General features: G+C 67.3%; 11 protein-coding genes. 4 read left to right on the top strand and 7 right to left on the bottom strand.

The window, feature by feature from the left end; all coding sequences use genetic code 11:
• Nucleotides 1-67 precede the first annotated feature (67 nt).
• Together QOL68_RS08355 and QOL68_RS08360 are read left to right on the top strand one after the other, a co-directional pair.
• A complete protein-coding gene (locus QOL68_RS08355; protein WP_282948967.1) occupies nucleotides 68-4,759 on the top strand; it encodes an NAD-glutamate dehydrogenase in 4,692 nt (1,563 codons plus the stop codon).
• On the top strand, nucleotides 4,759-5,616 hold the full coding sequence (locus QOL68_RS08360) for an ATP-grasp domain-containing protein (RefSeq protein WP_282948965.1): 858 nt from the start codon (nucleotides 4,759-4,761) through the stop codon (nucleotides 5,614-5,616). The genes QOL68_RS08355 and QOL68_RS08360 overlap by 1 nt, the downstream gene beginning before the upstream one ends.
• Here QOL68_RS08360 and QOL68_RS08365 read toward each other — a convergent pair.
• The 7 genes from QOL68_RS08365 to QOL68_RS08395 all read right to left on the bottom strand — a co-directional run bounded on the left by QOL68_RS08365 (nucleotide 5,613) and on the right by QOL68_RS08395 (nucleotide 13,179).
• Complete coding sequence (locus QOL68_RS08365; RefSeq protein ID WP_331458810.1) at nucleotides 5,613-5,837, bottom strand: ribbon-helix-helix domain-containing protein; 225 nt, start codon at nucleotides 5,835-5,837, stop codon at nucleotides 5,613-5,615. The genes QOL68_RS08360 and QOL68_RS08365 overlap by 4 nt on opposite strands.
• A 10-nt stretch (nucleotides 5,838-5,847) precedes the next feature.
• On the bottom strand, nucleotides 5,848-6,570 hold the full coding sequence (gene phbB, locus QOL68_RS08370) for an acetoacetyl-CoA reductase (RefSeq protein WP_058457048.1): 723 nt from the start codon (nucleotides 6,568-6,570) through the stop codon (nucleotides 5,848-5,850).
• A 106-nt stretch (nucleotides 6,571-6,676) separates the two neighbouring features.
• Complete coding sequence (locus tag QOL68_RS08375; protein WP_282948962.1) at nucleotides 6,677-8,368, bottom strand: DUF1963 domain-containing protein; 1,692 nt, start codon at nucleotides 8,366-8,368, stop codon at nucleotides 6,677-6,679.
• Nucleotides 8,369-8,452: 84 nt separating this feature from the next.
• Nucleotides 8,453-9,445 (bottom strand): ferrochelatase, encoded by a 993-nt coding sequence (gene hemH, locus QOL68_RS08380; protein WP_282948960.1) that lies wholly within the window; start codon nucleotides 9,443-9,445, stop codon nucleotides 8,453-8,455.
• 2 nt (nucleotides 9,446-9,447) lie between these two features.
• Nucleotides 9,448-11,736, bottom strand: a complete 2,289-nt coding sequence (locus QOL68_RS08385) for a molybdopterin cofactor-binding domain-containing protein (RefSeq protein ID WP_282948958.1) — start codon at nucleotides 11,734-11,736, stop codon at nucleotides 9,448-9,450.
• Nucleotides 11,737-11,779: 43 nt separating this feature from the next.
• The gene (locus tag QOL68_RS08390) at nucleotides 11,780-12,202 is read right to left on the bottom strand and encodes a CoA-binding protein (protein ID WP_282948956.1); all 423 of its coding nucleotides are present in this window, start codon (nucleotides 12,200-12,202) and stop codon (nucleotides 11,780-11,782) included.
• On the bottom strand, nucleotides 12,202-13,179 hold the full coding sequence (locus tag QOL68_RS08395) for an Mrp/NBP35 family ATP-binding protein (protein WP_282948954.1): 978 nt from the start codon (nucleotides 13,177-13,179) through the stop codon (nucleotides 12,202-12,204). Before QOL68_RS08395 ends, QOL68_RS08390 begins: the two co-directional genes overlap by 1 nt.
• A gap of 91 nt (nucleotides 13,180-13,270) precedes the next feature.
• Here QOL68_RS08395 and hflK point away from each other — a divergent pair, with 91 nt between their 5' ends.
• Together hflK and hflC are read left to right on the top strand one after the other, a co-directional pair.
• Nucleotides 13,271-14,443 (top strand): protease modulator HflK, encoded by a 1,173-nt coding sequence (hflK, locus tag QOL68_RS08400; protein ID WP_282948952.1) that lies wholly within the window; start codon nucleotides 13,271-13,273, stop codon nucleotides 14,441-14,443.
• On the top strand, nucleotides 14,443-15,294 hold the full coding sequence (gene hflC, locus QOL68_RS08405; RefSeq protein WP_058457043.1) for a protease modulator HflC: 852 nt from the start codon (nucleotides 14,443-14,445) through the stop codon (nucleotides 15,292-15,294). Before hflK ends, hflC begins: the two co-directional genes overlap by 1 nt.
• Nucleotides 15,295-15,395 lie beyond the last annotated feature (101 nt).

Below are 15,395 nucleotides of genomic sequence, written 5' to 3' on the forward strand. Positions count from 1 at the left end.
CACTGCAAACGGGCTGGCCGAATCCCCCGCAGAGGCCCGCCTTTCTTGGTTCGGGATGCTGCCCCCTATGACTTCCACCTTGTCCGACGCCGCCGAAGCCGAAGCCTCGCCGGCCCTGCAAGTGCCGGCAAAATTTTCCAAGGCTTTCGCCGCCGCGCTGCACGGTAGTGCGCTTCCTGGCGAGGGCGAAGACCTCGATACCAAGGCGCTGGCGGCGGCGGGCGAATTTGCGGGGCGAGCCGCGCTCGAACGGACCGAAGGCAAGCCCTCGCTGCTTCTCGAACCGGTGGTCGCCGACGGCACCGACCGGCGGATGCGCCTTGTCGTCGTCAATGACGACATGCCTTTCCTCGTCGATTCGACCTCGCAGATCGTCGGCGCGCAAGGCCTCGCGATTCACCGCATTCTTCACCCCGTCGTGTCGGTCGACCGCGATGCGAAGGGCAGGCTGACCGGCGTGGGGACGGGCGACGATCGGGAATCGGTCATCTATATGGAACTCGAACGCGGGGATGCGCGCGCGCGCCGCCGCTTGCTCGATGCGCTCGAAGCCGCGCTCGCCGACGTGCGTGCCGCGGTGACCGACTGGAAAGCGATGCGCGCCGCGATGCTCGCCGACGCGGCGATGCGTGCCGACGGGGAAGCCGCCGAACTGCTGCGCTGGTTCGAGGGCGGCGCGATGACGCAACTCGGCCACGAATGGCGTACCCGCGATGGTGCGGTTCAGGACGCGCTCGGCATTTCGACGTCGCGTACCGAGCAGCTGTTGTCGCAGACCGCGCTCGACGCCGCTTTCGACTATTTCGACAAGGGTCATTCCTCGCCGCTGCTGATCAAGTCGAACCGCTTGTCGTCGGTACATCGCCGCGTGTTGCTCGACCTCGTCATCGTCCCGGAATTCAAGGGCAAGAAGGTCGAGCGCCTGTCGATCCATGCGGGCCTGTGGACCAGCGCCGCGCTGTCGACGCCGCCCGCGAAGGTGCCGATGCTGCGCGCGCAGCTCGACGCGCTGATGGCGAAATTCGGCTTCGACCCGGCCGGGCACGCGGGCAAGGCGCTCGCGCACGCGCTGACCGCGTTGCCGCACGACCTGCTGATCGCCTTCGATAGCGCCGCACTCGAGGATCTGGTGCTCACCTCGATGTCGATCACCGACCGCCCGCGGCCAAAGATTGTCGCGGTGCGCAGTGCGCTCGGCCGTCACCTGTTCGTTTTCGTCTGGTTGCCGCGCGACGAGGTATCGACCGGCCGCCGCAAGGATGTCGAGGCGATGCTGGTGCGCGCGGCGAAGGCCGGCGTGATCAACTGGACGATGGTGCTGGAAGACGGGGGCGCGGCGCTGATGCGCTTCACGCTCGACCTGCGCGGCGAGGGCGTCGTTCCCGATACCGACGCGCTGAATGCCCAGCTCGAACAGATGGTGCGCGGCTGGCTGCCCGAGGTCGAAGCTGCGCTCGCGCGCCATGGCGACGCCGGCCGCGCGGCGGCGCTTGCCGCGCGCTTCGCGCCGCTGTTCCCCGCGAACTATCGCAACAGCTACAGCCCCGAGGAGGCGGCGCTCGATATCCTCCAGCTTCGCGATCTCGACGCGGACCGTCCGCGCGGGGTCCAGATCGTCCGTCAGACTCTCGACGGCGACGACGAGCTGCGGCTGAAGGTGTACAGCGCCGCTGGACCGCTCGCGCTTTCGGATGTTGTGCCCGCGCTCGAACATTTCGGCTTCGAAGTGCTCGAGGAAATCCCGACCGAGGTCGCGCGCGCGCATGGCGAAGGCGATGATGGCCGGTCGGCCTTCATCCACGATTTCTCGCTGCGCCTGCCTCCGTCGGTCGACGAACTCGGGCTGCTTCCCTTTGCCGAGGTCATCGAAACTGCGATTGCCGCGGTGCTCGACGGCAAGGCGGAGAATGACGCGTTCAACCAGCTCGTCCTCGTCAGCCAGACCGATCCGCAGGCGATCGTGTGGCTTCGCGCCTGGTTCCGCTACCTGCGTCAGGGCGGCGCGAGCTATGGCATGGACACCGTCGTTGCGGCGCTCCGTCATGCGCCGGCGCTCACGTCTGCGCTGATCGACCGCTTCCGGGCGCTCCACGATCCGAAGGCGAAGGACGGCGCGCGCGCCGGGGCGCTCGAAGCCGATATCGTTGCGGGTTTCGCCGACATCCAGTCTATCGACGACGACCGCATCCTGCGCCTGTTCCATGCCGTGATCAGCGCGACGCTGCGTACCAACGCTTTCGCGCCCGCTGCGGCCGAGGCGCTGGCATTCAAGATCGACAGCGCCCTTGTTCCCGGCCTGCCCAAGCCGCTGCCGTGGCGCGAAATCTGGGTGTACAGCCCGCGCGTCGAGGGCATCCATCTGCGCGCCGGCCCGGTCGCGCGCGGCGGGCTGCGCTGGTCCGATCGCCGCGACGACTTCCGCACCGAAATCCTCGGGCTGATGAAAGCGCAGCGCGTGAAGAACGCCGTGATCGTACCGACCGGCGCGAAGGGCGGCTTCTATCCGAAGGCCTTGCCGAGCGCGGCCGAGGACCGCGATGCGTGGTTCGCCGAAGGCACCGAATGTTATCGCATCTTCATCCGCTCGCTCCTGTCGATTACCGACAACCTCGTCGGCGGCAAGGTCGTGCATCCGAAGGGCGTCGTCGTCCGCGACGGCGAGGATCCCTATTTCGTCGTGGCCGCCGACAAGGGCACCGCGACCTTCTCCGACGTTGCCAATGCGCTCGCGATGGAGCGCGACTTCTGGCTCGGCGACGCTTTCGCGAGCGGCGGCTCGAAGGGCTATGACCACAAGGCGATGGGGATCACCGCGAAGGGTGCGTGGGTTTCGGTGCAGCGCCACTTTGCCGAATTGGGCGTCGACGTGCAGACCGACAGCATCCGCGTCGTCGGCTGCGGCGACATGTCGGGTGACGTGTTCGGCAACGGCATGCTGCTGTCGAAGGCGATCCAGCTCGTCGCGGCGTTCGACCACCGCCATATCTTCCTCGACCCTAATCCCGACCCGGCGAAAAGCTGGAAGGAACGCGAACGCATGTTCAATCTCCCGCGGTCGAGCTGGGAAGATTATGACAAGAAGCTGATCTCGAAGGGCGGCGGTGTCTTCCCGCGCAGCCAGAAGAGCATCCCGCTGACCCCCGAGGTGCAGGCCGCGCTCGGCCTGTCGGTGAGCGAAATCGACCCCGGCTCCTTGATCTCGGCGATCCTGAAGGCGCCCGCCGACCTCCTCTGGTTCGGCGGCATCGGCACCTATGTGAAGGCCGCAAGTCAAAATAATGCCGAGGTCGGCGACCCCGCGAACGACGCGCTGCGCGTCGATGCCGAGGATCTGCGCGTCCGCGCGGTGGGCGAGGGCGCGAACCTCGGTGTCACGCAGGCCGCACGCATCGCCTTCTCGGCGAGGGGCGGGCGGATCAACACCGACTTCATCGACAACAGCGCTGGCGTCGACTGCTCGGATAACGAGGTCAACATCAAGATCGCGCTCAACCGCGAGATGGCCGAAGGGCGCCTGCCGCAGGAGGCGCGCGACGCGCTGCTCGTGCGGATGACAGACGATGTGTCGGCGCTGGTGCTCGAGGACAACCGCTTGCAGGCGCTCGCGCTGTCGATCGCCGAAAAGGGCGGCGCGGCGGCGGTGCCCTCGCTCGTGCGGATCATGGAGAATTTCGAGGCGACGGGCCGGCTCGACCGCAAGGTCGAAGGGCTCGCCGCGAACGACGAACTGCTCCGCCGCTCGGCCGAAGGACGCGGCTTCACGCGCCCCGAACTTGCGGTGCTGCTCTCGACCGCGAAGCTCGCGCTGCAGGATGCGATCGAGGACAGCGAATTGCCGAACGATCCCGCACTCGGAAGCGATCTGGCGGCGGCCTTCCCGGCCGAAATGCAGCGGGATTTTCCGCAGGCGATCGCCGATCACCAGCTGCGCCGCGAGATCATCGCGACCAAGCTCGCGAACCGGATGATCAACCGCATGGGGGTCGCTCATCCCTTCGAGCTCGTCGAAGAGGAAGGCTGTTCGCTCGGCGACGTCGCGGCGGCGTTCGTCGCGGTCGAACGGCTGCTCGGGATGGACGAAATCTGGTCGGCGCTCGACAGTGCGAAGATCGACGAGAGCATCCGCCTCTCGCTCTTCAGCCAGGCGGCGTCCGCGATGACCTCGCAGATGGCCGACCTGCTGCGCGTGACATCGACGCTCGCACAGCCGGGACCGGTCGTTGCGCGGCTCGAACCCGGCGTCGAGCGCCTGATGAGCGGCGTCGACAGCCTGCTCAGTCCATCGGTGCGGCGCCAGTGGGACATGCTGGCGCAGCAATTGCTCGACGCGGGCGCGCCGGAGACATTGACCTCGGCGGTGGTGCGGCTGTTCAAGACCGACGGCGCCATCGGCATCGTCGACCTTGCGGCACGGCGCGGGGATGATGAGGTGGCGGTGACGCACGCCTTCACCCACCTCGGCGAAGCGCTGGGTCTCGACTGGGCGCAGACGCTCGCGGCGCATATGAGCCCCGCCGATCCGTGGGAACGCCTGCTCGTCAACAGCCTCGCGCGCGATTTCCAGCAGATGCGCCTGACCTTCCTTGCCGGGTTGCCGAAGGGCGACCTCGACGCGGCGGTGATCAAATGGCTCGCCGACAACAGCCAGCGGGTCGCGCAATTCCGGGCCACCGTCGATCGCGCGCGGATGATCCCGAATCCGAACGGCGCGATGCTGTCGCACATCGCGGGACAGGCGCGCGGGCTGCTGGGGCGGTAATGCCGTTCCAGCCGCGCGTCGCAATCCTCGTCCCGACGCCTGACTATTACGAGAAGTGGCAGCCCGCCTTTGCACGCAAGGCGGCTGCTCTCACCGCTGTCGGCCTGATCGTCGAACAGCGCGTGTGGACCGATCCGGGCGACCTGTCGGGATACGACCTGATCCTGCCGCTCTTCGCGTGGGGCTATCAGCGCGATGTCGCGGTCTGGTACGGGCTGCTCGACCGGTTGGAATCCGAAGCCCTGCCGGTGGTCAATCCGGTACCGGTGCTGCGCTGGAACAGCGACAAGGCCTATCTCGCCGAACTGGGCGCGAAGGGCGTCGCGGTGGTGCCGACGATCGAGGTCGCCGCGCTCGACGACGCAGTTCTCGCTGCCGCGCGCGCCGAACTCGATGCCGAAGAGGTCGTGATCAAGCCCGCGATCTCGGGCGGCGCCGACGGCACGCACCGCATCGCGGCGGGCGCGGCTGTTCCCGCCGACGCGCTCGGACAGCGCCGGCTCGTCCAGCCCCTGATGCCCGGCATCCTGACCGAGGGCGAATATTCGCTCTTCTTCTTCGACGGCCAGTTCAGCCACGCGATCGTCAAGCGCCCCGCCTCGGGCGACTTTCGCGTGCAGGAACAGTTCGGCGGGTGCGAGAGCGACTGGGATGCGAGCGCGGAGGCGCAGGCGCTTGCCGCCGCTGCGCTCGCCGCCGCACCCGCGCCCCCCGTCTATGCGCGCGTCGACATGGTCGGCGATGCGACGGGCAAGCTCCACATCATGGAGTTGGAGCTGATCGAGCCGTCACTGTTCCTCCACCACGCGCCCGACAGCGGGGCGGCGTTCGGCAGGGCGATCTACGCCGCGATCTAGTCAGTCCGCCGGTTCCGCCACAGCCATTGCCGGATCGCCGACGTCAGGTTCGGCGGATCCTCCGCCTCCATTCGTTCGACATCAATCCGCGCGACCAACGCGTTCACCGGCAACGACCGGCGCGTAGCCGCTTCCTCCAAAGCCTCCCAGAATATCGGCTCGAGGCTGATCGACGTCGGGTGACCGGCGATGGTGATCGAGCGTTTGACGGGCGGATGCAATCCCGCCCGCTCAATACATATGCTGGCCGCCGTTGATCGACATCGTCGATCCGGTGACGAAGCCCGCATCCTCGCTGCACAGGAAGGCGACGCCGCGGGCGATTTCCTCGGCGTGGCCGAGGCGGCCGACGGGGATCTTCGCGACGATCTTTTCGAGCACGGGGGCGGGCACTGCGGCGACCATGTCGGTGTCGATATAGCCGGGGGCGATCGCGTTCACCGTTACACCCTTCTTCGCGCCTTCCTGCGCGAGCGCCTTGGTGAAGCCGTGGATGCCCGATTTCGCCGCGGCATAGTTGACCTGACCATATTGGCCCGCCTGCCCGTTGATCGATCCGATGTTGACGATGCGGCCCCAGCCGCGCTCGACCATGCCGGGGAAGGTCGCCTTCGCCATGTTGAAGCAGCCGCCGAGGTTGACGCGCATCACATCGTCCCAGTCGCAATATTGCATCCGCGCGAGGGTGCCGTCGCGGGTGATGCCGGCGTTGTTGACGACGATGTCGATCGGGCCGACTTCCTCTGCGATCTGCGCGCAGCTGTCGAGGCACGCCTGATGGTCGCCGACGTCCCATTTATAGGCGGGGATGCCGGTGCGCGCGGTGAACTCGCGCGCCTTTTCGTCGTTGCCGCAGTAATTGGCGACGACGGTGGCGCCCATATCCTTCAGCGCGAGGCTGATCGCCTCCCCGATGCCGCGGCTCCCGCCTGTGACGACTGCGATGCGTGCCATGTTTCCGGTCTCCCAAATGTTCTCGGTCCCATGCTTAAGGTGCGCGCGCGCGCGCCGCAAGATGACCGTAACGTCAATCAGGCGACAATTCGGGCAGACGGTCCAATCAGTTGCAGGCGATCGCGCGGAGCTTTGTAAAATCGCCGCTCGCGAGGTCGGCCTTGCGCATCGCGAGGACGAGATGGCCGCCATCGCGGTGCGCGAGTCCGAGCAGCGCGCTCGCCGGGAGTTCGAGTATCACGACGTCGAATTCGTCGTTGAAGCCGGGGGCATGACGCGACGGAAAGCCGCCGATCAATGCGGTTTCGTCCGCCGCCATGGCCTGCCAAACCGGTTCGAAAAAGGCACGCGCAGGAGCCGACAGCCGGTCGGGATTCGCCGACCAGGCGTGCTTGGCGTGATCGAACAGCACCAGCCGGAAGTCGTCGACCCACAGGTCGCTGTCGGGGCGGCGACGGGTGAGCGGAAGCGTCAGCGTCTCGACCTGGTCCTCGCCGCTTTCGGGGTTCGAGGTTGCGGTGACGCCGGTCCAGCGGATCGCATGCAGCGCCGCCATGACTGCGGTCGCGTCGGACGGCGCGAAGCTCGCGCCGGGGGTGGCGCTTTCGTGGATGATCGCAATGATCTCGGCCAGCTTGGCCTGCGCCTCGCGATTGCTCGCCGCGGCGTCGGCGATCGCTTCCACCAGCTCGTCGTTCGCATCCGGGGGAGCTGCGCCATCGGTCGGTGCTGCCATGACATGGCTTTCGAGAATGTCGGCCATTGCCAGCATGGTCGGCCAGTCGAAAGGATGGAAAGCCGGATCGCCGATATCATAGTCGGCGGCGAACAGCGCCTCAATCGCGGCTCGGTCGGTGCCAGCCGTCGCCACGGACGCCTCGGCGGTGACCGCGTCGACGGGCCATTCGGGAAAGGCGCGTACGGCGAGTGGCGCAAGCGTTGCCGATGCGAGGCCCCATGGGCGGAAATAGGCCGGGCCGGGCGGGTGCGGCGGATCATGCGGCGCGCCGTCTTCGACGAGGTGCAGTGCCATGACCGCACCCGTATCCGGATTGGCGAAAAAGGCGAGCGACCCCGAACGCGGGCCGAGCCCGTCCCACAAGCCGGCCGGAAGCTCGGCGCAGGCGATCTGCGCCAGGAAATCGCCGTCGCGTCCGTCGACCTTTGGCCAGCCGGCACCGGCAGGCAGATACGGCCGCCCGCCGAGCCAATGCTTGCGCAAGATGGCGTCGCGCGGCGGAAACTGCGGAACCAGCCGCACGGTCGGGCCGGTTGGAACGGCGGCAAGAGGTGCGGGTGGCTCATGCGTTGGTTCAGCGAATTCGGTCCCGTGTGCCTGCGCCTCAACTTCGGTTGCGAGAGCCTGAAGAATCCGCTCGTCGATGACAGGGGCCGCGGCTTCGGTTACGGGTTTGGTCACCGGTTCGAGCGCGGCTGCGGGTTCGATGGCGGCCGCGGGCTCCTTAGCGGCCTCGAAAGGCGAAGCTCCTTCGCGCACCTGGGCGGGGACAGGCTCCGCTTCGACCGCTTCGACCGGCTCTTCGAGTGGCTCGTAGACCGGCCGCTTGCTGATGCGTGCGAGCCGCGAGGGCGCGATTTCGACCGGTTCGAATTCAATCTCGGGTTTGCGCGACAGGCGCGGCAGGCGCGCCTCGAACGCCAGGCTCGGCAATTTGGGCATGCGTGCTGCGGCGGTCACGGGGCGCGGATTGCGCTTCCGGTAGACCGCATAGACTACGAACAGAAAGGCGAGCGTAAAGCCCGCGAGGATCAGTGCCGCCTGAGTCAGATCGCTCATGATGTTCCTTCCAACGCGCGATCCCGGCCCCGCGCGGATCGACCCTAGCGAGCGGACCTAAACAGGAGGTAAGCGTCGGAAAAATCAGCGCCAGCCGGCGAGCTCGCGGCGAACCAGCGTGTCGAGCATTGCCATGCCAGGTGCACTGTCGTTGAGGCAGGGCAGATAGGCGAAATTCTGGCCGCCGGCCGCGACGAACTGCTCGCGGCCGCGGATCGCGATTTCCTCCAGCGTTTCGAGGCAGTCGGCGGCAAAGCCGGGCGCGAATATCGCGACGCTACGTCCTTCGCGGCCCAGCCGTTCGAGCGTCACGTCTGTTGCCGGCTCCAGCCATTTGGCGCGGCCGAAGCGCGACTGGAACGCGACTTCGACCGGGCGGCCGATCGCTTCCGACAGCAAGCGTGCGGTTTTTCGGCATTGGCAATGATAGGGGTCGCCAAGCCGGAGCGTGCGCTCGGGCATCCCATGGAAACTCGCGATGATTGTGTCCGGCACGAAGTCGAGCGCCTCCAGCCCCTGCTCCAGCGACGTTTGGAGGGCCTCGATATAGGCCGCCGCGTCGGGATAAGGCGGCAGGAAGCGGAGGGTCGGCTGCCAGCGAAGCGTTGCAAGATGAGCATTGGCGGCGTCGACCACCGTCGCGGTGGTTGCAGCGCAATATTGAGGATAGAGCGGCGCCACGAGGATACGGCGGCACCCTTCGGCCATCAGCGCGTCGATCGCGGGGGCGATCGCGGGCTGGCCGTATCGCATCGCGTGGGCGACGCTGATATCGTCTCCCAAGAGGCGCTGCAGCGCTTCGGTCTGTCGTTTCGTGATCGCGGCAAGCGGCGATCCCTGTTCGGTCCAGACCTGCGCATAGGCATGGGCCGACTTCCGGGGACGCACGGCCAGAATGACGCCGCGAAGGATCGGTTGCCAAAGCAGTGCGGGTATCTCGACCACGCGGCGGTCCGACAGGAATTGAGCGAGGTACCGACGCACCGATGCAGCAGTGGGTGCGTCGGGTGTGCCAAGATTGACCAGAAGCACGCCGATCCGCGCCTCGGGGATTACAGGGTGGTCGCCGGTGCGCATGGTCAGATCGGCCTTGTCGACAGCGGCAGACGGCGGATGCGACGCCCCGTTGCGGCGGCGATGGCGTTGGCGACGGCGGGTGCGACGACGGGAACGCCAATCTCGCCAAGCCCGCCGGGGTCGCGGTCGCTGTCGACGAATTCGATGATGATCTCGGGCGATTGCGACAGGCGCGGCAAGCCGAGTTGGCCGAGCTTGCGCGCGGTGGCGATCCCGTCTTCATAGTCGGTCGTCGCGCCGGTCGCGGCGGCAAGACCGAAGATCAGCCCGCCCTCGACCTGTTGCCGCGCGACCGCGGGGTTCACGAGGCGGCCGGCGTCGACCACGGCGACAAGCTGCTGCACCTGCAATCCGTTTTCGCTCGGCCGCGCGGTTGCCATCAGCGCGATGTGACTACCGCGCATCGAATGGCAGGCCAGGCCCTGCGCGGTGCCCGCGACGCCGCCTTCCCAGCCGCCGAGGCTGGTCGCGGTGAGCAGGCAGCGCGCGAGCAGCGGCGACCCTCCGAGCATCGCGACGCGATAGGAGAGCGCATCGGACCCGGAGCGCGCCGCCATCTCGTCGATGAAACACTCGGTGAAGAAGGCCGTGTAGCTGTCGGCGTTGCCGCGCCAGCGGCCGGTCGGCAGGCCGATGTCGGCGGGGCAATGATCGACCGCGAAATGGCGGATGTCATAGGTGCTGAGTGCGCCCTCGACCGCGACCGCGTCGGGCGTACCGGCCGCTTCGCGCTGCGCAACGTCGGCAGGCGTGCCGTCGAACAGCCGCGCGCGAAACTCGTGGTTCGTCGCTGGCACCGCGATGCGCGCGACGAGTGCGTCGATCCCGCCCGCCGCGTCAAGCGTCGCAGTCATCTTTGCGCGAGCGGGCGCGCGCGGGATATCTCGCATAATCTCCTCGGCGCGCGACCACGCGAGCTGCACCGGTCGTTCGATCTGGAGCGCGATGATCGCCGCCTGCACCGCGACGCTATGATCCAGGCAGGCGTCAAACGATCCGCCCGCCATCATCGGGAACAGCGTGACCTCGGATGGGGCAAGCCCGGTCGCGCGGGCGATTGCGTCGCGGCACTGCGCTGGCGCCTGCGTCGCGACCCAGACGCGCACATGCCCGCGATCGGGCGCGGCGGTCGCGGTGCGCGTCTCGATCGGAGCATGGAGCGCGGGCGCGACAGCATAATGCGCCGAAATTTTCGTGCGCGCCTCCATCGCCGCGCTGACGTCGCCCTTCTGACGGATGCGGTAGCCGTCCTCCTTTAGTGCGGCCTTCAGCGCCTTGTCGACGCGCGTCGTCGAAACCGGCGGGCCATTCGTTTCGAACACCGGGGCAAAGCGGTCGAGCGCGCGGTTTGCCGCCCACCAGTTGCGCGCGACGGTTGCGAGCCACCGCTCATGCTCGACGATATGCAGCAGGCCGGGCGATTTCATCCCGGCCTTGCGGTCGATGCTCTTGAGGCGAGTCGCGCCGAGCGGGCCCTGCCGGATCGCCGCGAACACCATGTCGGGCAGGCGGATGTCGCCGGCATAGTTCGCCGAACCGTCGACCTTTGCCGGCAGGTCGAGCCGCGTCAGTTCCTTGCCATAGAGCGGATCGGCGACGGGCGCGCGATAGACGGGTTCGGGGGGCGGCTCGAGCGCGGCGGCGCCGGCCGCGACCTCGGCGAAGCGGAGTTTCTTCTTGCCGTGGATGACGAAGCCGTCCTGCGTGTCGCATTCCTGCCAGTCGGCGTCCCAGCGCCGCGCCGCCTCCATCATCAGCAGCGCGCGCGCCTGCGCCGCGGCGGCGCGGCACGGCCCTTCGAACATGCGAACCGACGACGAGTTGGCGGTCAGCATCACCGCATGGCGCACCGCCCATTCGCGGCGTGCCCAGCTTCGTACATCGGCGACGAAATCGGGAACGAGGCTGCGCGGCATGAAGGTACCGCTGTCCTCGTCGACGAGCAGCGTGTTGGCGAAGAGCGGGCTGATCGGCGCGCTCTCGACCGCGATCGTGCGCCAGTCGGCACCGAGTTCATCGGCCATGATCTGCGGCAGCAGCGTCGTAACCCCTTGGCCCATCTCGCATTGCGGGACGATCGCGCCGATATGGCCGTCGTCGCCGATCTTCAGGAAGGCGTTGAAGACATGTTCGCCCTCGGCAGCGGTGAGGTTGGTATCGTAGCTACGCGGCCAGACCGACCACGCAAGCGCAAGCCCGCCCGCGGCGGTCGCGCCGACCAGAAAGGAACGGCGGCTGACGTGCGGCAGGCGCGACCTGTTTTGCCCCACTTTGTCCCTGATGCCGGTCATGCCCGCTGCTGATAGTCAGCCCCGGGAATCGGCGCAAAGAAAATCAGCGCAAGAGCCCGAGGCGGGGAATTTCGATCTTGGGGCAGCGGTCCATCACGACGGCGAGCCCCGCGTCGTTCGCACGCCGCGCCGCTTTCTGATCGATCACCCCGATCTGCAACCACACCGCCTTCGCGCCGTGGACGATCGCTTCGTCGACGGCGGCGCCGGCGTCCGCGCTGTTACGGAAGATGTCGACGATCTCGGCGGGCGGTTCGACATCGGCGAGCGTTGCAACGACCGGCGCGCCGTGGATCGTTTTGCCGGCGTGGCCGGGGTTGACCGCGATCACATCATGGCCCTGGCGGACGAGGAAGGCGAGCACTTCGTTCGACGCGCGCGCGGGGTTGGGTGAGGCGCCGACGACCGCAATGCGGCGCGGCTCGCCCAGCAGCGCGCGGATCTCGTTTTCGTCGTTGATCGCCATCATTTGCCCTTTCGTGCCGCGAGCCAGTCGGCGACCTTCGCCGCTATCGCGTGGAACGGTTCGCCCTGCGGGTCGGTTCCGGCCGCCGGCGGCACGCCGCCGTCGCTGGCGAGGCGGATGCCCATCGACAGCGGGATACGGCCGAGGAAATCAAGCCCCATCACCTTCGCCGCCGCCTCGGCGCCGCCGCTGCCGAACGGGTCGCTGACCTCGCCGCAATGCGGACAGGCATAGCCCGCCATATTCTCGACGAGCCCGATCAGCGGCACATCGGCCTGCTCGAAGAATCCGATTGCGCGCGTCGCGTCCATCAGCGCCAGATCCTGCGGGGTCGAGACGATCACCGCGCCCGCGGGCTTGTGCTTCTGGATCATCGTGAGCTGCACGTCGCCGGTGCCGGGAGGCAGGTCGACGATCAGCGTGTCGATATCGCCCCAGCTCGCGTCGATCAGCTGTTCGAGCGCGCGCCCCGCCATCGGGCCGCGCCACGCGATCGCCTGCCCCGGCGCGGCGATCTGGCCGGTCGAGAGCATCGGCACGCCATAAGCGTTGGGGACGGGTGCGAGCTTCGATCCGCGCGCCTCGGGCTTCACGCCTTCGCTGTCCATCAGGCGCGGCTGCGAGGGGCCATAAATGTCGGCATCGACCAGCCCGACTTTCACGCCGCGCCGCTGCAGCGCGACCGCGAGATTGGCGGCGAGCGTCGATTTGCCGACACCGCCCTTGCCGCTGCCGACCGCGACGATCGTCAGCCCCTTGCGCTCGGCAGTCATCGCGACGCGCACCGACGTGACGCCCGGCTTCGTCATCAGGCCGGCGCGCAGCTTGTCCTCGAGCGGCTTGCGCTCGTCCTCGCCAAGTCCGGTCACGTCGAGGACGATCGCGAGCGTGCCGTTTTCGTCGAGGAAGCGGAGGCCCGAAGTGCGGCCGCCGCTGAGGTCGGTCGCGATGCTGGCGAGGGGAGCAGTGTCGGTCATGTCCGCGCGAGATAGGCATGGCGCGGGGGATTGCCAGCCATTTTCACTTGCCCCCCTGTTATTCGCGCTGGTCCTCCCTATAAAAGCAGGCATGACGAACGAAAATGAAGGCAGCATGGGAGGCCGCAGCCCGAGGGGTGTGCGGCAATTTTTCCACCAGATCAGCCTGATGGCGAACAGCCCCTGGGGTAGCGGCCCCAAGGGCGACAAGGGCGACAAGGGTGGAAAAGACGGTGAAGGCGACCGCACGGGGCCGCGCAATCCGTGGGTGACCCCCGATCCCGCCGATCCCGCGCGTGGGCGCAAGCCGCGCGGTCCCTCGGCGCTCGACGAGTTGCTGCGCAAGGGGCGCGGCAGTTTTGGCGGCGGCGGTTCGGGCGGTTCCGGCGGCGGCTTCAACTTCGGCGATTCGGCGGGCCTGTGGAAATGGGGCGTCGGCGCGCTGGTTGTCGCCTGGCTCCTCTTTTCCTCCTTCCACATCGTCCCGCCCGAGAAGGAAGGCGTCGTCACGCGCCTTGGCAGCTATTCGCGGACCGTCGGTCCCGGCGTGAAACTCACCTGGCCGGCGCCGATCGAGCGTATCCGCCTGGAAGACGTCCGCGCGATTCGCACGATGCAGATCGGATCGCCGAACGCGACCGACGAGAATTTCGTGCTCACCCGCGACCAGAGCATCGTCGATCTCGCCTATGAGGTCCGCTGGTCGATACGCGATCCGGAGCTTTACATCTTCCAGCTCGCCGACCCCGACGGGACGATCCGCGAGGTCGCCGAAAGCGCGATGCGCGCGACCGTCGCCAATTTCGACCTCGTCCAGGCGATCGGCCCCGGACGCGTCGAGATCGAACGGCAGGTGCAGCTGCGGATGCAGGACCTGCTCGATCAGTATCGCGCCGGCGTGACGATCCAGGGCATCGCGATCCGTCAGGCCGACCCGCCGAGCCAGGTCGATGAGGCGTTCAAGGAAGTGACCGCGGCGCGCCAGAAGCGCGAATCGGACATCAACCTCGCGCGCGCCTATCAACAGCAGGTGCTCGAACGCGCGCGCGGCGACACTGCGGCGTTCGACAAGATTTATGAACAGTACAAGCTTGCGCCGGACGTGACCCGCAAGCGGCTTTACTATGAAACGATGGAGGGCGTGCTGTCGAATACCGACAAGACGATCGTCGAGGCGCGAGGGGTGACCCCCTATCTGCCGCTGAATGAAGTCCAGCGGCGCGTCGCCCCGGCTCCCGAAGCGACGACCAAGGGAGGCCAGTGATGTTCGAAGGTCTCACCCGTCATCCCATGCGCTGGCTCGTCGGCGCGCTCGCGCTGCTCGTGATCCTGTCGCAGACCGTCTCGATCGTGCGCGAGGACCAGCAGGCGCTGATCCTGCGTTTCGGCGAAATCGAGCGCACCGTGAACCGCTACAGGCCGAAGGAAGAATTCGGTCGCTCGGGCGCCGGCCTCGCGCTGCGCATCCCCTTCTTCGAGAGCATCCAGTATATCGACAAGCGCATCCTCGGCATCAACATGGAGCGCCAGCAGGTGCTCTCGACCGACCAGCAGCGCTTGCAGGTCGATGCCTTCGCGCGCTTCCGCATCACCAATCCGGTGCGGATGTACACCGCGATCCGCACCGAGGAGCGGCTGCAGCAGCAGCTCGCGACCATCCTCGGGTCGTCGCTGCGCAACGAGCTCGGCAAGCGGACCTTTGCGACCTTGCTGTCGCCCGAACGCGGGGCGGTGATGGACAATATCCAGGTCGCGCTAAACCGCGAGGCGAACAAATATGGCGCCGAAATCATCGACGTCCGCATCAAGCGTGCCGACCTGCCCGAGGGCGCAACGCTTGAGGCGGCGTACAACCGGATGCGGACCGCGCGCGAGCAGGAAGCGATCACGATCCGCGCCGAGGGGCAGAAGGAAGCGCAGATCATTCGCGGTACCGCCGACGGCGAGGCCGCGCGCATCTATGCGGCGAGCTTCGGCAAGGATCCGGAATTCTATGATTTCTATCGCGCGATGCAGAGCTACCGCCAGACCTTCCTCGGTGAAACCAACCAGGGCGGGACGTCGGTGATCCTGTCGCCCGATAACGAGTATCTGCGCCACTTCCGCGGCGGCTGATCCTGAAAATTGGGGCATGAACGGAACCTGCAGGCTCCGTTCATGTTCAAACACCGTTCAGCCTGCGGTGCGCAGATAGCGCCGTGCCGGGGTTGGAATTA

The organism is Sphingopyxis sp. Geo25, assembly GCF_949769135.1.
Classification (GTDB): Bacteria; Pseudomonadota; Alphaproteobacteria; order Sphingomonadales; family Sphingomonadaceae; genus Sphingopyxis.